Origin of the sequence: Sphingomonas sp. HITSZ_GF (assembly GCF_029543155.1) — a bacterium.
Classification (GTDB): Bacteria; Pseudomonadota; Alphaproteobacteria; order Sphingomonadales; family Sphingomonadaceae; genus Sphingomonas.
In genome coordinates this window covers 63661-86194 of record NZ_JARQXA010000009.1, presented here as the reverse complement: position 1 = coordinate 86194, position 22534 = coordinate 63661, and the positions used below count along the sequence as shown (strand labels likewise).

Annotated in this window: 19 protein-coding genes; 7 read left to right on the top strand and 12 right to left on the bottom strand. The window is 66.8% G+C overall.

The window, feature by feature from the left end; translation table 11 throughout:
• Positions 1-20: 20 nt before the first annotated feature.
• From P6144_RS19850 to P6144_RS19820, 7 genes are all read right to left on the bottom strand, one after another.
• On the bottom strand, positions 21-1226 hold the full coding sequence (locus P6144_RS19850) for a dipeptidase (protein ID WP_277769561.1): 1206 nt from the start codon (positions 1224-1226) through the stop codon (positions 21-23).
• The gene (locus P6144_RS19845; protein ID WP_277769560.1) at positions 1223-2797 is read right to left on the bottom strand and encodes a serine hydrolase; all 1575 of its coding nucleotides are present in this window, start codon (positions 2795-2797) and stop codon (positions 1223-1225) included. Before P6144_RS19845 ends, P6144_RS19850 begins: the two co-directional genes overlap by 4 nt.
• A complete protein-coding gene (locus P6144_RS19840; RefSeq protein WP_277769559.1) occupies positions 2794-3921 on the bottom strand; it encodes a hypothetical protein in 1128 nt (375 codons plus the stop codon). Before P6144_RS19840 ends, P6144_RS19845 begins: the two co-directional genes overlap by 4 nt.
• A complete protein-coding gene (locus P6144_RS19835) occupies positions 3918-4958 on the bottom strand; it encodes a DUF1611 domain-containing protein (protein WP_277769558.1) in 1041 nt (346 codons plus the stop codon). Before P6144_RS19835 ends, P6144_RS19840 begins: the two co-directional genes overlap by 4 nt.
• Before the next feature lie 20 nt (positions 4959-4978).
• Complete coding sequence (locus P6144_RS19830; RefSeq protein WP_277769557.1) at positions 4979-7165, bottom strand: TonB-dependent receptor; 2187 nt, start codon at positions 7163-7165, stop codon at positions 4979-4981.
• 152 nt (positions 7166-7317) lie between these two features.
• A complete protein-coding gene (locus P6144_RS19825; protein WP_277769556.1) occupies positions 7318-8346 on the bottom strand; it encodes a dipeptide epimerase in 1029 nt (342 codons plus the stop codon).
• 4 nt (positions 8347-8350) lie between these two features.
• On the bottom strand, positions 8351-10324 hold the full coding sequence (locus tag P6144_RS19820; protein ID WP_277769555.1) for a serine hydrolase: 1974 nt from the start codon (positions 10322-10324) through the stop codon (positions 8351-8353).
• A 152-nt stretch (positions 10325-10476) separates the two neighbouring features.
• On the opposite strand from P6144_RS19820, the gene P6144_RS19815 reads away from it, so the two are divergent.
• On the top strand, positions 10477-11106 hold the full coding sequence (locus P6144_RS19815) for an XRE family transcriptional regulator (protein ID WP_277769554.1): 630 nt from the start codon (positions 10477-10479) through the stop codon (positions 11104-11106).
• Here the strand turns inward: P6144_RS19815 and P6144_RS19810 are convergent.
• Positions 11090-11419 (bottom strand): efflux RND transporter permease subunit, encoded by a 330-nt coding sequence (locus P6144_RS19810; RefSeq protein WP_347275840.1) that lies wholly within the window; start codon positions 11417-11419, stop codon positions 11090-11092. The two genes, P6144_RS19815 and P6144_RS19810, sit on opposite strands and share 17 nt — an antisense overlap.
• A gap of 166 nt (positions 11420-11585) precedes the next feature.
• On the opposite strand from P6144_RS19810, the gene P6144_RS19805 reads away from it, so the two are divergent.
• Positions 11586-12302, top strand: a complete 717-nt coding sequence (locus P6144_RS19805) for an energy transducer TonB (RefSeq protein WP_277769553.1) — start codon at positions 11586-11588, stop codon at positions 12300-12302.
• Here the strand turns inward: P6144_RS19805 and P6144_RS19800 are convergent.
• Positions 12299-13351, bottom strand: a complete 1053-nt coding sequence (locus P6144_RS19800) for a cytochrome c peroxidase (protein ID WP_277769552.1) — start codon at positions 13349-13351, stop codon at positions 12299-12301. The two genes, P6144_RS19805 and P6144_RS19800, sit on opposite strands and share 4 nt — an antisense overlap.
• 50 nt (positions 13352-13401) lie before the next feature.
• Positions 13402-15891: an energy transducer TonB gene (locus P6144_RS19795; protein WP_277769551.1), complete on the bottom strand. Its 2490-nt coding sequence runs from the start codon at positions 15889-15891 to the stop codon at positions 13402-13404.
• 383 nt (positions 15892-16274) lie between these two features.
• On the opposite strand from P6144_RS19795, the gene P6144_RS19790 reads away from it, so the two are divergent.
• Genes P6144_RS19790 through P6144_RS19775 form a run of 4 tightly spaced genes read left to right on the top strand, consistent with a single transcriptional unit; the run spans position 16275 to position 20282 of the window.
• Positions 16275-16775 carry a spore coat U domain-containing protein gene (locus tag P6144_RS19790; protein ID WP_277769550.1) on the top strand — a complete coding sequence of 167 codons (501 nt, stop codon included), beginning with the start codon at positions 16275-16277 and terminating at the stop codon, positions 16773-16775.
• A 2-nt stretch (positions 16776-16777) separates the two neighbouring features.
• Entirely contained in the window at positions 16778-17518 is a 741-nt protein-coding gene (locus tag P6144_RS19785; protein ID WP_277769549.1) for a fimbria/pilus periplasmic chaperone, read from the top strand.
• 14 nt (positions 17519-17532) lie between these two features.
• Complete coding sequence (locus P6144_RS19780; RefSeq protein WP_277769548.1) at positions 17533-19818, top strand: fimbria/pilus outer membrane usher protein; 2286 nt, start codon at positions 17533-17535, stop codon at positions 19816-19818.
• Positions 19809-20282, top strand: coding sequence for a spore coat U domain-containing protein (locus tag P6144_RS19775; protein ID WP_277769547.1), 474 nt, complete (start codon positions 19809-19811; stop codon positions 20280-20282). Before P6144_RS19780 ends, P6144_RS19775 begins: the two co-directional genes overlap by 10 nt.
• Here P6144_RS19775 and P6144_RS19770 read toward each other — a convergent pair.
• Positions 20277-21032, bottom strand: a complete 756-nt coding sequence (locus P6144_RS19770) for a response regulator (protein ID WP_277769546.1) — start codon at positions 21030-21032, stop codon at positions 20277-20279. The genes P6144_RS19775 and P6144_RS19770 overlap by 6 nt on opposite strands.
• Positions 21010-21636, bottom strand: coding sequence for a PilZ domain-containing protein (locus P6144_RS19765; RefSeq protein ID WP_277769545.1), 627 nt, complete (start codon positions 21634-21636; stop codon positions 21010-21012). Before P6144_RS19765 ends, P6144_RS19770 begins: the two co-directional genes overlap by 23 nt.
• Before the next feature lie 572 nt (positions 21637-22208).
• On the opposite strand from P6144_RS19765, the gene P6144_RS19760 reads away from it, so the two are divergent.
• The gene (locus P6144_RS19760) at positions 22209-22523 is read left to right on the top strand and encodes a BLUF domain-containing protein (protein WP_277769544.1); all 315 of its coding nucleotides are present in this window, start codon (positions 22209-22211) and stop codon (positions 22521-22523) included.
• Positions 22524-22534 lie beyond the last annotated feature (11 nt).

The window sequence follows — 22534 nt, the reverse complement described above, 5'->3', positions numbered from 1 at the left end:
CGGAAGGCCGGGCTCCCGGCTCAGGGAGTCCCGGCCTGCGCGGCGGCGGCATGGCGCTGCGCCTCACCCACGATGCGCAGGATGTTGCCGCTCCACATCTTCTCCAGGTCGGCGTCGCCATAGCCGGCCTTGCGCAGCCGCTCGGTGACCTTGGGCAGCGCCGAGATGTCTTCGATCCCCGGCAGCCCACCGCCGCCGTCCCAGTCCGCCCCGAAGCAGACATGGTCGACCCCGGCGACTTTGATCACATGGAGCACCATCTCCATGTAGCGCTCGAAATCGGCCTTGCCCCACATCGGCTGGGTCTTGTCGAGTTCGCGCCATTTGCGGGCGAGGTCGGCCTGGTCGGCGGGCGAAAGCTCCGAAATATGCTCGTACTTGCCGAACAGCGCGGCGCGTTCGGGCGTGAGGTTCATCGTCGCCAGGAAGATCGTGCTCATGCAGATCGCGCCGCCCTTGGCCGCAAGCTTGCGGATGCGCGCGTCATCAAGGTTGCGCGGATGGTCGAAGGCCCAGCGGCCGCTCGAATGCGACAGCAGCAACGGCGTCTTCGACAGCTCGAGCATCTGGTCGAAGGTCGCGTCCGAAGAATGGCTGGCGTCGATCACCATGCCCAGCCGGTTCATCTCCGCCACCCATTTGCGCCCCAGGGGGGAAAGGCCGTTCCATTTCGGCTTGTCGCCCGAGCTGTCGGCGAACTGGTTGCTGGCGCCGTGCACCGGCCCGGCCAGCCGCACGCCGCGATCGTGGAATTCCTTGAGCAGCGAGACGTCCTCGCCCAACTCGTAGCTGTTCTCCATGCTCTTGAACGCGACCAGCTTGCCCTCTCGGTTGAGCCGCAGCGCATCCTCCGGGGTCAGCGCGCGGCCGATCCGGTCGGGGAATTTGGCGAGCGTGGCATCGATCAGGTCCGATCGCCCGCGCGCATAGGCCAGCGCATCGGCATAGCCCTTGGCGGTCAGCGGGCCCTGTTCGGTGTAGATCGCGAAGAAGCCGCCATCGAGCGCGCCCGCTATCATTCGCTCCATGTCGACCTGGACGAGGTCGGTCGCCGGATCATGATGCCCGTCGAAGCTCCAGCCGGGCCTGCCGAAATGCAATGGCGTGTCGATATGCGTGTCGAGGACGAGGAAGTCCTTGTGCGCCTTTTGCGCGGGCGCCTCAGCCTCGGGCGCCGCCGCGCAGCTGGACAGGAGCAGGGCGAGCAACGCGGTACGCTTGATCATTTCTTGTCTTCCACCGGCCGCAGATCGAGATCGCGATAGTCGTAGCTGAAATCGGCGATCGGGCTCTCGGGCTTCATCGTCACCCGCGCCACCTTGCCCTCCGCATCGAGCGCGAAGGTCACATAGGCCGGCTCGATCGCCTTGTCGTCGAAGCGGGTGACGAAGGTGTCGTACTGCCAATGGACCAGCTTGCCCGCCATGCGCGGCGTCGTCTTGAAATCGATGCGCAGCCCGTCCGTGCCGTGTGTCACCGCGACATCCCCGTACCACGGGTCGCGATAGGTGCCGGCATAGCGTTCCGGCGCCAGAGAAGGCCCGACCTTGGCCGGCGTCGCCTTCCCGCTCGCCAGCGCCGCCTTGCCGCCGGCGATGCGCGTATCCATGAACTCGCTGAAACGCTTGAACCAGTCCTGGTCCGGAATGCCGAGATAATGGTCGACCAGAAGATGCGCGACCCCACGCAGCAACGCGACATCCTCCGAGTTCACTACCACCGCAATGCCGACATCCTGGTCGGGCAGCAGGATGACATGGGTGATCGATCCGAACACCCCGCCGCCATGCGAAATGATCCGCGCGCCCTTGTAATCCTCGACCTCCCAGCCGAGCGCATAGGTGCTGAACTTCGGCGTCAGCGGCGCGAGGCTGCCCGGATAGGGAGTGAGCGGCTGGACGGTCACGCCCTTCCACATCTCCATCGCCTGGGTCTCGCTGAACAGCCGCCCGCCGCCGGGCAGCGCGCCGTGCCCAAGCTGGATCTTGAGCCACTGCGCAAGGTCGTTGGCACTGAGCGCGAGCCCGCCCGCTGGCATCGCGGCGCGGCCCAGCTCCTCGCGCTCGTCGAGCACGGAGTTCGGCCCGTCGCCGCGCACCACGCCGCCGATCCGCGCATGCGGAAAGGCGCGGTCGGCGGTCGCCCAGCGCGCCTCATAGGTGGCGGTCGCGGTGGTCATGCCGCCGCGTTTCAGCACCTCGCTGGTCATGAAGTCTTCCCAGCTCTTGCCGGAGACTTCCTCGATCAGCTGGCCGGCGACCATGTAGAGGATGTTGTCGTACGCATAGTTGGAGCGGAAGCTGGTAGCGGGCTTGAGATAGGCGAGCCGCTTGACCGTTTCCTTGCGCGACAGGCTGCCGCGCGGGACGAAGAGCAGGTCGCCGGCACCGAGCCCGAGCCCCGAATGATGGACGAGCAGATCGCGCACCGTGATCTCGCGCGTGACCCAGGGATCGTACATGCGGAACCAGGGCATGTGGTCGATCACCCTGTCGTCCCAGCCGAGCTTCCCTTGATCGACCAGGATGGCGAGCGCGGTGGCGGTGAACGCCTTGCCGGTGGATCCGGTCTGGAAGATCGTGTCGGCATCGACCTTCGCCGGATCGCCGAGCTTGCGATAGCCCCAGCCCCTGGCGAGCGTGGTCTTGCCATGCTCGACGACTGCGACGGCAATGCCCGGCGCGCCGCTGGCCTTGCGCAGCGCTTCGATCTTGGCGTCGAGCCCGCCTGGGGGATCGGCCAGCGCCGGCGTGGCGAGCGCGAGCAGGGGCAGGGCGAGAAGGATGCGCAGCTTCATGCGGCAATCTCCTGGGGAGAGGCGGGGCGGCGGAGCAGTCGCACCAGCCCGATCGTCATCAGCGGTAGTACGAACACGGCGAGGAACAGCCAGGCGAGCAGCCGGTAGCCGCTGGCAATCAGCGCGATCAGCCCTACGCGATCGGCTACGAACATGCAGACGAGCAGCAGCGCGCCGGCGATCGCGGCGCGGGCGCGCGGGCCCAGCTCCACGCCGCGCCGCCGGCGCACCACCCCCGCCACCCGCTCGTTGATCGCATGGACCGCGCCGGCACCGCTTTCGAGCAGCGCGGCGAAGATCATCATCTGGAAGGCCCAGTGGAAGACCGGCACGTTCAGCTGGCGCAGCAGGAAGTCCGAAGGCAGCGTCTCGGCGCCGATGCCGGGATAGAAGGCGATCATGCAGGTGAAGAACAGGATCGCCGGCAGCATCGCCAGCGGCCCGGCGACCAGGCCGGCGACCACGGCGTCGCGGGTGCTGGTCAGATGGCGCAGCACCGGCAGGATCACTACCGCGCCGATGATGTTGTAGCTCGCATAGGTGAGCCCGCCACTCGCCCAGCCGTTCCAGGGCGCGGGCGTGGCGAAGCCGGTCGCGATGCGGTCGCCGAACCGCCACAGGCTCAGCGCGAGGAAGATCGCATAGACGGCGTAGAGCAGGAACGAGACATATTTGAATACGCCTTCCACCGCCGCATTGCCGAGCGTGACGGTGGCCAGGATGGCAATGGCCAGCGCCAGCGTGCCCGCGAACACCGGCCAGCCGAACATCGCCGCACCGATCGCCCCTGCGCTCGCGCCGAATACCGCGAGGATCAGCACGACGAAGAGGATGTACGCCGCTTCGAACGCGATCCAGGCCGGGCCGAGCAGATCGGCGAAGAAGGCGCGATAGTCGAGGGCGCCGACCATCCGGGCATAGGCGAAGGTCGCGGCGGCGATGACGCTCCACAGCAGCATCGCCAGCACCATGCCGGCGAGCCCGCCCCAAGGGCCGGCGGGCAGGAAATACTCGGCCAGCTCGCGCCCGGTCGCATAGCCGCCGCCGATGATCACGGCCTTCATCGCGAAGCCCGGCAGCAGGAAGCGCTGGAACCAGCTCGACCCTGCCGCCGGCGTGCTCATGCGAGGCAGCTTTCGACCAGCGCATCGAAGGCCGGCCCGCCGCGCACCGGATCGGCGACGGGCAGGCCCAGGCGCTGGCTCTCGGCTTCCATCAGCGCGGTGGCCTCGGCCTCGGCCAGCGCCGAGCTGTTGAAGCTCACCCCGCCGCAGCGGATGTCCGGATTGGTCCGGCGGCCCAGCGCGGTGGTGAGCGCGATGATCTCCTCGATCGTCGCGACCTGATAGCCCGCGGTACCGAGCATCACGGTTCGGCCGGGCTCGTGGCAGACCACGAACACGTCCGGCTGGCTGCCGTGGAGCAGGCCGAGCGACACGGCGGCATAGGCGGGGTGCGCAAGCGAGCCCTGGCCTTCGATCACGTCCCAGTGCCCGGGCTCCGCATCGGGCGAAAGCACTTCGGCCGCGCCCGCCTCGAAATCGGAGATCACGGCGTCCATCGGCATGCCGCCGCCGGCGATCATGATCCCGGTCTGGCCGGTGGCGCGGAAATCGGCATCCACTCCGCGCGCCGCGAACGCGCGGGCGAGGGCGAGCGCGGTGTATTTCTTGCCGAGCGCGCAATCGGTGCCGACGGTGAGCAGCCGCTTGCCGCTGCGCTTGCGTCCGGTGGCGACCGGAATCTCGGCCGGGGGCACGCGGATGTCGATCAGCCGGCGGCCGAGCAGGCTGGCCGTTTCGGCCAGTTCGGGAATGTCGGCCAGCCGGACATGCATGCCCGATACGATGTCGAGCCCCGCCTCGAGCGCTTCGACCAGCGACCTGCGCCACGACGCCGGGATCACCCCGCCGGGATTGGCGACACCGATGACGAGCCCGCGCGCGCCCTTCGCCACCGCCTCGGCCGGGGTGAGGCCGGGCAGCCCGGTGGAGACGGTCGCGCCGGCCAGCGCCAGCTCGCCGACGCATTTGTCCGGCGCCCAGTCCCGCAGCCCGAGCGCGGTCTTGGCGAAGCCGCGCTCGGTGGTGTCGCCCAGGAACAGCAGATAGGGCTGGGGCAGGGTAAGCGTGTCGGCCTTCAGGCCGAAGGGGGCGTTCATGGATGCGCCTTCCTGGAAGATCAGAACGAAAGATCGAAGGCGAGGCCGATCGTGCGCGGCTGGAGCGGCGTGATCGCCAGGAAGCTCGGCTGGTTGAGCCCGTCCGTCATCGTCGTGCGCGACAGCTCGCCATCGTCGTCGAGCAGGTTGCGCACATAGCCGCGGAGCTTCCAATGCTCGCCGATGTTGAGCGCCGCATTGAGATCGACCGACGTATAGGGCGCCGCCCGTGCCGCCAGCGGATCGCTCTCGACCAGCGACAGCCGGCTGCTGGCGTGGCGCACGCCGATGCCGAAATCCCCCGACAGATCGCCGCCGAGCGGGGCATGATAGTCGAGCCGGGCGGAGCCGCTGAACTTGGGCACGCCCGGCAGCCGGTCGCCATCGGCGCCGCTGATCTCGGGCACGTCCTCGCTCAGCTTGGCATCGGTATAGGATCCGGTCAGCCCGATCGTCAGCCCCTGAATTGGGCGGAACGACAGCGTGCCTTCCACGCCCTGGCTGCGCGCCTTGCCGCCATTGGCCTGGCCCGAGACGCCGCCGAACGCGCGCGTCACCTGGATGTCGTCCCAGTCCATGTAGAAGGCGGCAATGTCGATCGAGACGGCGCGGCCGGCCAGATCGGCCTTGAAGCCGACTTCATAGTTGGTGAGCGTGTCCGAGTTCACGCTCGGCGGCACGTTCGGGACGATGACGTTGGGGCCGCCGGGGCGATAGCCGGTGGCGACCCGGCCATAGAGCATCGCATCGTCGTTCAGGTGGAATTGCGGGCTGACGCTCCAGGTGACGACGTCCTCGCTGGATTCGCCGGGATCGTCGGCGGTCGGCACGATCGCGCCCTGGCTGATCTGGCGGAAGGTCTGCTCGTTGCGCGCCCAGCGGACGCCGCCGGTCACTTCGAAGCGCTTGCCGAAGCGCAACGTCGCGTTGCCGAAGACGGCATATTCCTTGTACGTCGCCGGCAGGCCTACCGTCGCCAGCGGGTCGAGCGGCGCAATGACGTTGCCTGCCATGTCGTACGAACGGACCAGCTGCGAGTTCGAGGTCTTCTCGTCGGTGTAGAAGCCGCCGACCAGCCACTCGAAGCTGCCGCCGCTCGCCGAGGCGAGGCGGACCTCCTGCGTCCATTTGCGCAGGCCCAGCTTGATCTCGAACGGGGTGATCCCGGGAGCGATCGCGCCGCCGGTGAGCAGCGGGAAGAGCACGCCGAACGCATAGGTGGCGTCCTGGAGCTGGGTCGCGTGGGTGGTGCTGTGCGTGGTGACCGAGGTCGCGGTCACGCCGCCGAAGTCATAGTCCAGCGTCGCGGCATAATATTGCAGCTCGGTCTTGAAGGCTTCGGCGACATAGTTGTTGTACGAGCTGCCGTCGCCCAGACGTTTGCCGGTGAGGTCCGAGGCGTAGATGCCGTTGCCGTCCGAATCGAGGTCCTGATAGATCGCGGTCAGCCGCGCGCTGAAGCGCTCGGTCGCCTGCCAGAGCAGCGCGACGCGGCCGCCGACCTGCTCGTAGCTGTTCTGGTCGCGCAGTCCGGCATTGTTGACGCTGTTCACGAAGCCCGGAGTCTTGCGCCATGCGAAGCTGCCGGTCATCCCTAGCTTGCCTTCGACCAGCGGGGCGTTGAACATCGTCTGCGCGGCCCATCCCAGCTCGCCCGCCCCGTTGATTCCGAATCCTTCCACCCCACCCTTGACGCTGAACTTGCTCGTGCTCGGCGCCACCGTGACATATTTGAGCAGGCCGCCGATCGAGCTGGCGCCGTACAGCGTGCCCTGCGGCCCGCGCAGCACTTCGATGCGCTCGATGTCATAGGGCAGCAGGTCGAGCGAGAACTGGCCGGCGCGGTTGTAGATCGCGCTCGATCCCACCGGCGCATCGTCGAGATAGATGCCCACGGTCTGGCTGGCGGTGAGCGGCGCGACGCCGCGCAGGGTGATCGTGGTCTGGCCCGGCGTGCCGGTGGTGGTCACCTGGAGGCCCGGGACATAGCCGGCATAGTCGGTGAGCGAGGCGGCGCCCTGCTCCTGCATCGCCTCGCCGCTGACGACGCTGATCGAGACCGGCACGTCCTGCAGGTTCTGCTCGCGCTTCTGCGCGGTGACGACGATCTCGTTGTCCGACGGCGCAGTGTCCTGCGCGAAAGCGGCCGAAGGCAGCAGCAGCGCGCCCGCGGCAACGGTAATCAGCAATGTGGCTCGATTGGTCATGCGCGTCATCGTCGTTCTCCCCCCTTAGGAGTTCGATGGGACCGCCCGCTTCGGGCGGGGAAAGGCTGCGCGCCTTTGGCGCTTACCAGCCGCATTGTTGCTAATCAGGATGCTATTATCCTAATTGGAGAAGAGTCAATCCAATTTGACAATTAAGTTGCAGCGACTGCGCTCCGCGAGGCCGAATTATGTCCCCAGACGGCATCGGGGCATTCGATATGCCCATCGCGATAGGCGATCCCGGGCGTTCGATCGGTGGCGAGGAAGGTCGGGCCGTCGAGGTCGACCACGTCGCAGAGCTGGCCGAGCAGCCAGGCGGGCGCCATTGCCCAGCTGGAACCCACCATGTTGCCGACCATCACGTCGAGCCCCAGCGTCCGTGCTCGCCGGGCGATCGCGATCGCTTCGGTAAGCCCGCCGCATTTGTCGAGCTTGATGTTCACGGTCTGGAAGCGCCCGACCAGGCCGTCGACATCGGCGAGAGTCAGCGCGCTCTCGTCGGCAGCGATCGGGATCGGCGACTTGAACCCGTCAAGATCCGCCTCGCGCCCACGCGCCAGCGGCTGCTCGAGCAGCGCGATGCCGCATTCGACCAGCACTGCCACGAGCGGGTCCAGCTCGTCGGCCGTGAAGCCCTGATTGGCATCGACGCCGATCCAGCATTCGGGCCGCGCCGACCGCACCGCGCGCACCCGGGCGATGTCGAGATCGAGATCGCCGGTGAGCTTGAGCTTGAGCGCGCGCGCCTCGGCGTAGGCCCGGGCGCCCTCTGCCATCACGCCGGGATCGTCGGCGCCGAGCGTGAAGGTGGTGAGCAAGGGGCGAGGCTCGGGGAGGCCGGCGAGCTTCCACACCGGCACGCCTTCGCGCTTGGCGTCGAGTTCCCAGAGCGCGCAGTCGGCAGCGTTGCGCGCGCCGCCCGCGGGCAGTGCCTGTTGGAGTTCCGTACGGGTCATGCCCGCGCAAAGGCCTTCCCGCACCGTCTCCAGCGCGGCGACCATCGTCTCCTCATTGTCGCCCAGATAATAGACGCCGCTCGCCTCGCCGCGCCCGATGTGGAGGCCGTCAGACAGGCTGACGACCACCACGGGGGACTCGGTGAAGACATGGCCGGAGATGCGGAACGGCTTGGCGAACGGCAGCCGTTCCACCGCGATGTCGGGCGAGCGGCGCATCACCATGGCCTCAGAACTCGGTCCCGAACGAGACCAGGTTGAAGGCCAGCGCCACCCACAGGATGAAGAACGTCCCAAGCACCAGCAGCACGCTCCAGATGCGGGCAAACCAGCTCCGCTTGTCGCGCCAGGTGAGCCAGGCGTTCCACACCGACAGGCCGAACATCCCGAAGAAGGCGAGCGTGCCGACGAACTCGACGAGCAGGATCAGCCAGTCGGTCGAGCCATGGCTCTCGAAATTCTCGAGCCCGGTGATCACGACGCCCCACAGCACCAGCACCGCCAGCACCAGCCAGGCGAAGCCGCGCAGCACCCGGTAAGTGCGCCGCGCCTCGCCTTCGAGCTTGAGCGGCGCGGCGTAGCGGCGGCGGGCGAACCAGCCGACCGGCCAGGAGAGCGCGGTGAGGAACACCATGCCCACGCCGAACAGCAGCGCCGGAATCAGCCAGGCCGAGTCGAGGGAGGCTGGCGTGCGGTACCAGATCATGAAGGGCGAGACTTCGCCGAAGCTCCAGCGCACGACCTTGCCGTCCACCATCTGCGCGGCGAGCCGCTCATGGCCATAGGCATCCTGCCAGACGAAGGGGGCGACCTCGATCAGCTTGCGCGGGGCGCCGCCCGGGCTGGTCAGCGCCGGGATCACCGGCCGGCCATCGGCATCGAGCGTCACCTTGGTATCGCCGAGCAGGTTGATGATCTTGGCGAAGCTCGATTCGATCCGGCGGCTGTTGGTCCAGCTGCCCACGAGCAGCTTGGCATGTTCCTTCGCGGTCGGCAGTTCCTTCGGCGCCGCCCTGTTGGGGTCGGGCAGGTAGCGATCGGCGAACTCGTCGAACAGCGAGCCGCGCAGCACGCGGGTGACCCCGTCCTTGCCGTCGCTGTTCATCGAAACGTACAGGCCGACATTGTCTTCCGGGAAGATCCACAGATCGCTGTGGAAATAGACCGTGTCGCCGCCGTGCGCGATTGCGCGGTGGCCGTTGATCCGCTGCTCGTAGAAGCCGAGCGCCATGGTGTTGATCGCCGGGATCGCGCTGGGCTGGGCGGTGTGCATCAGCTTCGCCGTCTCGGGCTTCAGCAGCGGGCCGCCATTGGCGAGATGCGCGATCATGAACCTGGCCATGTCGCCGCCGCTGATCGCTGAGGCACCGGCCGGCGCCATACCGATCAGCTCATAGCCCTTGGCCGGGCCGGAACCGAGCTCATAGCCTTGCGACATGAACGGCTTCAGTCGATCGGGCAGCGGCTGGCGGAAGCTGGCATATTGCATGCCCAGCCGGCCGAAGATGTTCTTCTCGACATAGTCGTCGAAGGGCATGCCCGATGCGCGCTCGACGATATAGCCGGCCAGCGCGGTGGCATAGTTGGAATAGGCCGGCGTGGTACCCGGCGCGTAGATCCGCTCGGGCACCCGATGCTTGAGCACCGCGCCCAGGCTGGGCACCGGCTTGTCGAACGCCAGCAGGCCCTTGATGATCTCTTCGAAGCCTGCCGTGTGCGTCATGATGTTGCGCAGCGTGATCGGCTTGCCCTGATAGGGCGGGATCTTGAAATCGAGATACTGGTTGACGTCGGCGTCGAGGTTCAGCTTGCCGGCCTCGACCAGCTGCATCACCGCGGTCCAGGTATAGAGCTTCGAGGTCGAGCCGGGGCGGAACAGCGTGGTCGCCGGATCGACCGGCTTGCGCTTCGCGACATCGGCATAGCCGAAGCCGCGCTGCGTCACGACCTGGCCGTCCTTGACGATCACTACCACCGCGCCGGCAACGTCGCCGCGCGCAATTGCATAGGGCATGAAGCCGTCCAGCCAGGCGTCCGCGTCCGCCTTGGTGAGGTTGGGGGCAACGGCGGGCCGGGCAGTCGGCGCAGGCCCATTGGTCTGCGCTATTGGCGTGAGCGGTGCGGGTGCCTGGCTGAAGCCCGGCACCGTCATGGCGATGCCCAGCAATCCTGCCGTCATCACCGCGAGCGAACGTTTCCACATAAGCGCGTCGTCCCCCTTCCTGATCTCCTGCGCAGGACTCCGGCATGTCGATTGCGCCGGTATCCGTCTGCGGCTAGTCTAGATACATCAACGAATAATCCTGATTGGGACATGATGATCCTATTCAGAGAAATGTCAAACTGAGGTGCCGCATGGCAACGAAGCTCAAGGCCGAACATCCGACGCTGGGTACGCTGCTCAAGGCGCTGCGCGCGCGGAATGGCTGGACCCTCAAGGAGATGAGCCTGAAGAGCGGCATCCCGGTATCGACCCTGTCGAAGGTCGAGCATGACCGGCTGACGCTGACCTATGACAAGCTGTTGCAGCTCAGCCAGCGACTCAACATCCGCATGTCCGAGCTGTTTGCGGAGAATGATTCGGCGCCGGAGACCCAGGTAACTGCGCGCCGGAGCATCGGCGATCTCGATCGGGCGGTGCGCGTGAACACCGCGAACTATGACTATTATTACCTGTGCACCGAGCTGCGCCGGAAGCGGATGATCCCGGTGATCACCAAGGTGCGCGCCAAGACTGCCGAGGAGTTCGGCGATCTCGTCCATCATTCGGGCGAAGAATATATCTACGTCGTCAGCGGCAGCATCGTCGTGCACACCGAATTCTACGATCCGGTCATGCTCGAGGCCGGCGAATCGATCTACATCGATTCGAACATGGGCCATGGCTATGTGACGGGCGAAGGCTGTGACGAAGCCGTGATCCTGGGCGTCTGTTCGAGCGCCGAGGACGGGCTGATGGATTCGCTGCTCAATCTGCACGCCTGAGGGCGCGGAACCACCTCTGCCTGGGTTGCGAAGGATCCGGACTCGCAGCCCGTCTCGCGGCGAAGAAGCGCCTTGCTCCGCGCTCGAAATCATCGACGAAGGTGAAGATCACCGGCACGACGAGCAGGCTGAGAAAGGTCGAGGTCAGCAGCCCGCCGATCACTGCGGTGGCCATCGGCTGACGGAAGCTGGCATCGGCGCCGAGGCCGAGCGCGATCGGCGTCATGCCCGCGATCATCGCCACCGTCGTCATGATGATCGGCCGCGCACGCTTGCCGCACTCCCTATCGTCGCCGGTGCATGGCCACCGCAACAGGTGCCCATGATCGCCGAACCTTCCGCCAAGCTTTCGGAAAGGCAAAGGGAATCGGTGCGATCCGCTGCCCGCTGCGATCGGCCGCCGGGGACCAGGACAGGCCAACCGGGGCGCTCACCCACTAGCTATTGAAAATCATTATCGTTTGACATAGGCGGCGAAGATGGCACGCGATCGTCTTTGTGCGGTGCTTCTTGCCGGGGCGCTCGAGTGCGGGCTGCTTCTCTCGGTATTGAGCTTCGAGATGAAGCAGGGCGAGCAGAAGCCTGCTCGCGGCCTGCATCTTTTCGACGTCGAAGCGGCGAACCCGGCGTCGCCCGAAGCCGCTCCTCCGACAGATCAACCTGACGATCCGCAGCAGCAACCGGCCAGCAGTCCTCGTCCGCCGCTCGTGGAAACGGTGTCCGTCAACCAGCGACTTTCGCCCATGCAAATCCAGCTGGAGGAACCTGCGGCGGCCGTCGAGCTGCCGCTGCCGGCAAGCGTGTTCGACAAGGGGGAAGCCAAGGCGGTGTCGTCCTCCTCCGCGCCCGCTTCCGGCGCCCCGGCCAGGCAGGCGGCCGGTAGTCCGCAGCCGGCCGCGGCCGATCCCGACATCTCCAACGCATATGCGCGCAGGATCGTGGCGTGGCTGGAGGCGCGCAAGAGCTTTCCGGCCGACCTCGCCCGGCGTTCGAACGGCGGTCTGGTCATCGTGCGCTTTTCGCTCGATCCGCGCGGCCAGCTCATCATGAGCGCGATCGCCCAGCCGAGCGGCAGCGCGTGGCTCGACCAACTGGCGCTCGACCAGGTCCGGCGTGCTGCGCCGTTTCCGCGCCCGCCCGCATCGCTGCCGGCGTCGGCGCGGGTCTTCGAGGTGCCGCTGCGCTATCGCTCCTAGAGCGTCTCGAGGAAGGCGACGAGCGCTTCGCGCTCGGCCCTGGTCAGCCCGAGCGGGCGCATCAACGGATCGGGGGTTGGGTGCGGTGCGCCGCTCTCCGATACGGCCGTATCGCGATCGCGCCCGCCGCCGCCGTTGTAGAAGGCCACGACATTGGGCAGCGTCCGCAACAGGCCGTTGTGCATATAGGGCGCGGTACGCCCGATCCCGCGCAGCGAGGGCGTGCGGAAGCGCCCGACATCCTCGGCGCGTTTGGTGACGTTGAAGCGCCCGAGATCTTCGAGTGCGCGGCCGTAGAAGCTCAGGCCGAGATTGTGGTAGTTCCCGTCGCTGAGCTCTGCGCCACTGTGGCAGGCGACGCACCGGGCCTTGCCCCGGAACAGATCGAGCCCCCAGAGTTCCTGATCGGTCAGCGACGATGCGCCCGCGGCCAGCACGCGATCGAAGCGCGAGCGGGGCGGGCGGAGCGTCCGCTCGAAGGCGGCGAGCGCGCGCGCGATGTCGCGCCGGGTAATCCGGCCCTTGTGCCCCATGGCGGCGAATGCGGCGCGATAGACCGGCTCGGCGTTGACGCGCCGCTCGATCGAGCCGAGCGATGCCGCCATCTCGACGCCGTCGACGATCGGCATCAGCGCCTGCTCCTCGAGCGTCGCGGCGCGTCCGTCCCAGAACAGCTCGCGGGTGAAATCGGCGGTGAACAGCGACTGGACGTTGCGCTTGCCGCGCTGACGGTCGTGGCCAAAGGCGCTGCGGATGCCGTTGCTGAAGCCGAGTTCGCGAATATGGCAGGTCGCACACGCGATCTGCCCCGATCGCGAAAGCCGCGGATCGTCGAACAGCTGCGCGCCGACCCGGGCGAGCAGCAGGTCGTTGCCCTGAAGCCGCGGGGCGGGCGGCAGCGCGGCGAATTCGGTGAAGCTTGCCCCCGCATCGACCTGCGGCCGCACCCATTCCACGGGCTTGCCCCCATAGCGTGCGCGCAGCCCGGCGATATCGGGCAGGATGTCCTGCGCCATACCGGCCAGCAACACGATCGCCGACACCGCCATCACACCGTGCAGCAGGCGCCGGACACCGGGGGGCAAGCCTTCCCTCTGCATCAGAAGCGGAACGTCAGGCCAGTCCAGAACGAACGACCATATTGATAGGGCTGGGTGGTGGCCGTGGCGTTCCGCACCGGAATCGAGTCGAGCAGATTGGCGATCCGAACGTCCAACGTCAGTGCGCCGAGCTCGTTGCGCAGCAATTCGGCCTGGATGTTCATGTTGGCCTCGACGCTCGCCGGCACGCGGATCAGGTCGTAATTGTCATAGCGCACGCCATCGATCGTCGTGGTGCCGTCCTGCATGATCATCTGGAACGGATCGCGATAGCGCAGATTGAGGTTGGTGGTGATCCGATCGTGCCACCAGCGCGAGGTGAGCGTTCCGTTGACCATGAACGGCGTGGCGAAATCCTCGCGCTGCGAGAGCAGCGTGAGCTGCGAATAGGTCAGCAACTGGCCCTTATAGGCGACGACCGTGTCGTCGATCAGGTCGCTGGCGTCCTCGATATAGTCGGTATTCGACGTCTTGGTTTTCGAGAAGTTGGTGCTGAGCGCGACGGTGTGCTTGCCGAAGGTGCGCTGCCATTCGATCGAGCCGCCGCGATAGCGGCTGAAGCCGTCATTGTTCAGCACATATTCGTTGTAGTTCTGCACCCGGCCGTTCGGGAGCGTCATCGTCGCAACCTGCACCTCCGAACGATTGAACTCGTTTTCGCCGCGCCGATACACTCCGCGGAGGGTCAGCGTGCCGCCGAAGATCGGGCCGCTGACATTCGCGCTGATTTCGTCCGATCGCGGCGTCTTTAGCGTCGACTTGTTGGCATAGGTGGTGCGGCTGGCGCTGCCGAACGCCCAGTTTTCCGAGACGATATTCTGTCCGTTGGTCAGCACCGGAACGCGCCGCTCGATGATGGTCGCGGGCAGTTTCTCGCGCAGCGCATAGGCGAACATCGAGCGGCCATAATAGCGATTGACGCCGGCAGTCACCTTCCAGCGCGTGCCCGGCACGGTGTAGGAGGTGGTCAGCCGCGGTGCGAAATTATGGTTCCCCAGGAACTCCTCATAATCGTAGCGCACGCCGATGCGTGTATCGAAGCCGCCGCCGCCGATATGGTATTCGAGCCAGCCCGCGGCGCTGCCCATCGAAACGTTCGCCCGATAGGCAGAGTACATCTGCCGGCTGAGCAGCGCATATTGCCCGGTGACGCAGGACATGCTGTCGCCCGCCGCACAGACGATGGTCGCGCGCGCGACTGTGGTGTTGGTAAGATAGGCATAGCCGTCGACCGGGCGCTCGCGCATCCCGTCGATGCGCTGCAGGTCGATGCCGCCGGCGAGGGTGCCGCCCCACAGGTCGGTCGAGGCGCGGGCGTTCAACTGATAGTTGTCCTGCGTCTGGTTGAGGTCGCCAAAGCCGCCGATCGTGCACGAGGTGGCGACGCACACCGCGCCGTTGGTGGTGCTCGACGGGATCGAATAGTTGATCGGCGATGCCTCGCGGCCGGTGTTGCTATGGGTGTAGCTGGCACGGACCGACCAGTCGATCTTGCCGTTCATCTCCAGGCCCAGCTGGCCGGTGACGCCGCCGCCCTGCGAGGTGACCTGGTTGTCATAGCCGTTGGGCTGCGATGCCTGGCTGGTATAGGGCGTATAGGTCGCCTGGCCGGTCACGCGCAGATCGCCGAACTCGGCATTGATCTTGCCCATGAAATTCTCGCTGCGGCTGCGCTGGCCGAACGGGGTCGAGCCGTAATTCGCGCCGCGCGAATAGACGACGTCGGATTGCGAGCGGTTATAGGCGAACAGCGTCTGGATCGTGTCGGTGATCGGCACGTCGAGCGTGGCGCCGAAGCGGATCTTCTCGAACGAGGGGCGTTCCGGGAAATTGCCCGCCAGTCGGGTGCGGGCTTCGTCCGACACCTTGAAGCTGGTCAGCCAGTCGGAGGTGTAGGACACGGTGGTGGACCCGCCGAAGCGGCTGCGCGGCGCACGCGTCTGCACATCGACCGCGCCGCCGGTGAAGCGGCCATATTCGGCCGAAACGTTCGAATCGCGCACCACGATCGCGCCGACCAGATTGGTATCGACCCAAAGCGACTGCGAAATCGCGCTTTCGGGCGAGTGCAGCGCGAACGGGTTTTCGCTGCTGCGCTCGCCGGCGGTCTCGACCCGCGCCGATACGTCGACGCCGTCCATGGTGAAGAGATTGTCGTAGATGCGTCCGCCGGAGATGGAGATGTCGGCCGGGCGGATGTCCTGGATGTTCTCGCGCGTGGCGAGGAATTCCTCGCGCGAGAACTGCACCGTCGGCAGGACCTTGAGCAACTGCATCGCATCGCCCGAGCCCGGCGCGCGGGCCTTCACCTCTGCCTCGCCGATACGCGTCGTCCCGCTGTCGACTCCTTCGCCCCGTTCATAGGCCGGCGTTTGCTTCTCCGCGTCGGCGGTCACTTCGGGAAGGCGCTGCGCTTCCTGGGCATGGGCGGCTTGAACGAGCGCGATCGCGGTGCCGAGAACGAGCGTGAGACGTACGGTACGAGACATGGGACCCCCTTGATGAGGGCCGCTCCATGACGAATTTGGATCTTATTTGCAAGTGACTCGCAATTGCAATTATGCATTCATTCATGCAGGTACGGCATATTGCTGAAACCGTGGGGATGGCAGGGCACCACGCGGCCTTCCCCAAGGCCCTCCACCTGAAAGGGGTTTGCAAGGCGCCGCGCATGTCAGTTGCAGCCTCATACCGGGCAGTTAACCAGCGCATGCCGCGGGCTTGCAGCGAATCCGGGCATTTTTCGTCGAAATCGAAACGATCGCGTACCGGGTGACTACGGTCGCGCGAAAAACATCTCCGAAAATTCCGCCGCCCTAGAGCCATGCGTGCCCCAACTTGCGGGGGGCATTCCAGGGAATCGGAGAAAATTATGCGTTCGATTAGTAAGTTGCTGCTGCCCACCGGGCTCGCGGCAGGGGCCTGCATCGCCACGCCCGCGATGGCACAGACCGCGGGCCCGTCGACGATGTCGATCTCGGCCGAAGTCGTTGCAAGCTGCTCGATCGACCAGGTCGGTGCGATCTCGCTGACCGGCCTCACCGGCGCGTCGGCTGGCACGGGCACCGCCGACATCGACGTCACCTGCACCAACGGCACGGGCTATGACGTGCTGATCGACAATGGTGCCAACTACGCCAATGGTACCCGCAACCTGCTGGGCGACGACACCGGTGAAGCGCTGCCCTATGGCCTTTACACCGCCTCCGATTACGCAACGGCATGGCCGACGGTTGCCGGCGGTACCGCGGCCTATACCGGCACCGGCGATTCCGAGACGCACACCGTGTATCTTGAGATTCCGACCGCGTCGCTGCAGGCCGCCAAGGCCGACAGCTATACCGACACCGTGAACGTCACGGTCGAGTACTGAGCATGCAGTCGGCAAGGTTTGTCTGGAAGGCGACGGGCCTTGCCGTCTTGCTGGGGCTGGGTGCGGCATGGTCGTGCCCGGCTTCGGCGCAGGGGCTGTCGGTCGATCCGGTGGTGATCGAACTGCCTGCCGGTAAACTGGCGGGCACGCTGCGGCTTCGTAACGGCACCGGCAAGGAACATCTGGTCCAGCTGCGCGCCTTTGTCTGGCACCAGGGCCTGGACGGGCGCGACCAGTTGAGCCCGACGGACGATCTGGTGATCGGCCCGCCGCTGGTGCGGCTTGGCCCGGGCAAGGAGCAGGTCGTCCGGGTGCTGCTGCGTGCGCCGGTCGAGGGGGAGCGCGCCTATCGCATCGTCGCGGATCGCCTGCCCGAGGCGCCGAAGGGCGGGCAGATCCAAGTCCATCTCACCTTGTCGCTGCCGCTGTTCGCGGGCGTGCCCCGCCAGAAGGACAGCGCCGAGCCCGAATGGGGGCTGGTGCCCGATGGCAAGGGCGGCAGCTTCCTGACGGTGCGCAACCGCGCCGGGGTGCATCTGCGTTTCGACGCGCTTGCGCTGCGCGGCGGCACCGGCGCCTATGTCGAGATACCCAGCAACGGCAGCCGCTATGTGCTGGCCGGTGGGGAGCGGCGCTGGTCGCTGCCGCCGGGGTTGACGCTGGCGCCCGGGCAGGGCGCGCAGGTTCGCTTCCAGATGCGGGGCAAGACGATCGAGACCGCGGTGTCGCGCCGATCGAGTTGATCCAGGTGCTGCTCATGGCCGTTCTGCTGGCCCTCCTGTCCGACAACCGTTCCCCCGCATCCGCGGACCCGCCCGCCGTGGAAGCCGATCTCGCGGGGCTGGCGGTGGTCGCGGTAATCCTGAACGGGCGCGACACAGGCAATGTGATCGAGGTCGTGCAGCGGCCCGACGGGCTCTATGCCCGCCGCGGCGACCTGCGGGCGATCGGGCTGCTGCTGCCGCCCGGCGACGAGCGGGCGCTGGTCCGGATCGACGGGCTGCCCGGCGTGCAGGCGCGCTACGACAGCGCGGCGGCGGTGCTGTCGATCGATGCGGGGCAGGGCGCGGTGCTCGCGACCCGGGTCGGCGCGCGGGACAGCGCGACACCGGCACTGTCACCCGTCACCGGAGTCGGCGTCGTGCTGAACTATGACCTGCAGTTCGAGCAGGATGATCGCTCCGGGCCACGCGTGGCCGGTGCATTCGAGGCCGGCGTCTCGCGCGGTCCGCTGGCGGCGCGCACGACCGTCACCGTGTCGGCGGGCGATGATATCGATACCCGGGTGCGGCGGCTGGAGACGGTGTTGAGCTATTCGGACCCGGGCGGAATGCGCGTCTATCGCGTCGGCGATGTCATCTCGGGCGGGCTCGATTGGAGCCGGCCGGTGCGGATGGGCGGGGTCCAGATCGCCTCGGACTTCTCGATGCGGCCCGACCTGGTCACCTTCCCGGTGCCGCGTGCGGCAGGAACCGCGGCGGTGCCGACGACGGTAAGCGTGCTTGTTGATGGCGTCGAGCGGCTGTCGCAGAAGGTGGGGCAGGGCCCGTTCGAGATTCCGCGGCTGCCGGTGATGGGTGGTGCCAACCAGGTCTCGGTCGTTACCCAGGACGCACTCGGGCGGCAGGTGGTGCAACAGCTTCCCTTCTATGCCAGCCCCTTGATGCTCGCGCCGGGGCTGCAGGCGTTCAGCGCCGAGCTTGGCTGGGTGCGCCGCGATTTCGGGCTGGCGAGCGATCGCTACACGGGCATGGCAGCCTCCGCGACGTTGCGCCGGGGGATCTCCGACTGGGTGACTGGCGAGGCCCATGCCGAGGCGGCCGAGGGGCTGCTCAATGCCGGGCTGGGCGCCACGTTCCGCGTCGGCGCGCTCGGCACCGTCTCGCTGGCCGGGAGCGCGAGCCGGGCGGAGGGGCAGACGGGAGCGCTCTATTCGGTCGCGGTCGACCGCACCTCGCGCAACCTCTCGTTCGGTGCCTCGATCCAGCATGCCGACAGCGCCTATCGCGACATTGCCGCGATCAACGGCGAACCCGAGCCGCGCACCGTGGCGCGCGCGCGCTTCGGCTTTCGCACCGAAGCCCTGGGCTCGCTTGGTGCCGGCTATGCCGAGATCGACTGGGCCGACCGGACCGATACCCGGCTGGTGACGCTGAGCTGGCAACGCGCACTCGGCGAACGCTTCCGCCTGTTCGCGACCGGCTATCGCGACTTGCGCGACACGGGAGGCACCGGCGGCATGCTGTCGCTTTCGCTGGCGCTGGGCGGCGGCAAGACAGCTTCCGCCAGCGCGACCGCCGCACGCGGCCAGCGCAGCGCGACCATCCAGGCGAGCGATCCTGTGACCGGCATCGGCAGCTGGGGCTGGCGCGGAGCGGTTTCGGCCGAGGAGGATCGGCTCGGCGGGTTCGGCGAACTGCGCTATCGCGCTGCCGTCGGCGAGTTCGGTATCGGTGTCGATCGCGGCCGCAACCGCACCGTGGCGCGCGCGACTGCCGAAGGTTCGCTCGTGGTGGCGCATGGCGGCGTGTTCGCAAGCAATCGCATCATCGACAGCTATGCCGTGATCGACACCGATGGCCAGGCAGGCATCGACGTCTATGTCGAGAACCGGCGGGTCGGACAGACCAACAGCGCCGGGCTGCTGCTCGCGCCCGAATTGCGCGCCTTCGAGGCCAATCGCGTCAGCATCGACCTGGACGCGCTGCCCCTCGACGCCACCGTCAGCGATTCGGCGCGCATGGTGGTGCCGTATCGGGCCGCGAGCACGGTCGTGCGCTTCCCGATCGAGCGGGCCCGGGCGGTGCGACTGAGTCTGGTCGATGCGAGCGGAACGCCGCTGCCGGCGGGGAGCCTGGCCCAGCCCGGGGGTGGCGGGGCTCCGGTCCCGATCGGCTATGGCGGGGACCTCTACCTCCCAATGCCGGGTGCCCAGGCAATACTGACCGTGGATTTGCCCGCGGGCGGCAAATGCCGGGTAACCGTCACCTATCCCGCGCACGCAGATGCGCTGCCCAATCTCGGGAGACTGGCATGCCAGTGAAGCTTGTCCTGCCAGCCGCGACGGCACTCGCTGCACTGCTCGGCCTGGCCGGTGCCGCGCACGCGGCGGATTGCACCGTGCAGGCGACTCCGCTGGTATTCGGCAGCTATCGGCCGACCTTGCGCGGTCCGACCGATGTCACGGCGACGATCACCGTGACCTGCACTGCCAGCCAGGCGGAGAGCATCGGCTACGAGATCGCGCTGCTGGGGACGGGACGCGATGCGCTGGAGGCGCCGGAGGGCGGCCCGGCGCTGCGTTTCGGGATATTCGTCGATGCCACGCGCCTGCGGCGCTGGGGTGACGGCATGGGCGGCACTGCGACGCTTGTGGGGAGCATGGTGCTGGCGCCGGGGGAGCGCCGCAGCATGTCCTACACCGTCTATGGCCGGCTGGCGGGTGGGCAGAAGGTGCGGGCTGGGGCCTATGCCTTCGCCCCGATGATCACCCTGCGATTGTCATGAAGGTCGGCGCGGGCCGCGCACGACGCCCATCTCGAGCGCGAGCGCGACGACGTCCGCGAGATTCTTCACTCCCAGCCGGTCCATCATCCGCGCGCGATGCATCTCGATCGTGCGGACGCTCAGGCCCAGGTCGGCAGCGATCGCCTTGTTCGACTGGCCTGCGCCGAGGCCGCGCAACACCTCCATCTCGCGCACGGAAAGCGAGGACAACAGCCTGGCATTCTGCGTGAGCGCCTGGTTCGCATCGCGTTGCTGGTCGATCGTCTCGAACGCGCGCGCCAGGGCCTGCTGGAGCAGCACCTGGTTCGTCGGCTTTTCGAGAAAATCGCTCGCACCCAGCTTCATCGCGCGGATCGCGGTTGGAATATCGGCATGGCCGGTCATCATGATGACCGGCAGCACGTCGAACCGTCCGCCCATGCGCTGGAGCACATCCAGACCCCCAAGCCCGGGCATCCACAGGTCCAGCAACACGCAGCCGGGCCTGAGCGAGTCGATCTCCTCGAGGAAATCATACCCGTTCAGGAACGGCCGCGCGCGATAGCCGAGCGTCGTGACGAGGAAGTGCATCGACTGCCGCGACGCACGCTCATCGTCGATGATGTAAACCTTGCGTACGATATTGCCGGATACATCCGGCAATCTGGCATGGTGACCGGGCGCGGTTGGTGGGCCGGCCCCGCCCGGCAGGAAATATGCTTCGACGCGTTGTTCCATGCGATCCCATTTACGCTCGGCTTTGATCGTCAAATTCGGCGAGCGAGATCGGCGCAGCGAACTGAAGGCCCGCGAACCCGTTGCGCACCCACCGAACCTGACACCGCAAAAGCGGTGCCGCCCCACAGACGATCTCGACGACCTGACCGGGCAGTAATATCGGCCGGCCAAAGATCAACATGCCGCCTTCAGAAATGTTGCGAATTTCGACCGCCAAGCGCTTGTCTCCAGCGCAGATCAGCGTTGCGGGGCGCGCGACGGAATAGCGGCGCGCCCGCGGCGTTGTGCCGCCTTTCTGGTCATGGCGACCTACATGCAGCAGATCGAGCGGCAGCGGCAGGGAAAAATAGAGACCGGCGAGTTGTTCGCGGGTCCAGCGCACGCTTGCCGGCACGCTGCGGCCGCCCTCGAACAACACCGTGCCCGTCTGCCCCTTCTCGAGCGGCTCGGCGGCAATGCCGGAGGCCCCCCGCAACGACAGCGTCCGCAGGCGAAATTCGAACGGCGCATCGCCAAAGGTAAAATGCACGGTGCGAAACAGCTGCGAAATGCGTAGATCGCGGCGCCGCTCGGCTGGGTTGGCATAGGCTGGGATCTCGGCCGGTTCCGTAGCGGCGACGTTTCCTCTCTCAGACAATCGATGCACCCCTCGTTCTGAAGAATCTCAAGGGTTTTGTGCCCTTTGCACCGGAATCCGCCATTAACGGGGTGACGGTAGTACTACGGTATCCGCTTCCCGCCGGCACTTATGGTTGCGGAAGGGTTTCCTTCCGAATGGTAGGATTGCCATCTTGTCGATCCGATCCCCGCGCGCGATTCAATCGCGGTGATGGACGGATCTGAAGGGCGATGGGAGGAGTGCACGCTGGTCGTCGCACGCTTGCCTTGGCCCGACGTAGCGCAAATCGGGCGACGCTTCCCCAGGCCCGCCTCCACGCTCGACGAAGCGCTATGCCGGCGCGATCCGCCCCGGCCGCTGCTGCGGCCGGCCGAGGCGTTGCTGCGCTATACGGCTTCCATGGATGCACCCGGAAATTTGGTCGATTGCATCGCTTGACCCCTGAAAACACGTATAAATACTGATGTCGGGAGAGGCGCCTGCAAGGTAAGAAACAAGACGGACACATTCGGGACACGAACATGACACTCACGCAATGGCTCTATGTAAGCCGCTCCTGTGGATGCGGCGATTGCGGTCAGGGTCGGGTAGTGGACCGCGACATCTGGCCGGGCGTGACTGGAATGATGGTGCGCGCAGACGACTGGCAGGTCGAATGGCTGGAAGGCGGTCAGGATGACATTGCCGCGCTTCGCGCCCAAACCATGGCGGACCCCGGCCTTGCCGAAGTGATCACGCTGGCAGAGGGCGCAATGCCGGCGCGGCAGTTCGGCCGCTGGTCGCTCGTCTATGAAGGGCGGGCCGTCGGCATCGAGCAGATCATCGCCAGGGCGGCAGCAGGTGCTGCCGGCGGACGCGAAGGGCTGCTCGCGATGCTCAGCGAATTTTCTCCCAAACCCAATTGAGGATGGCGCGC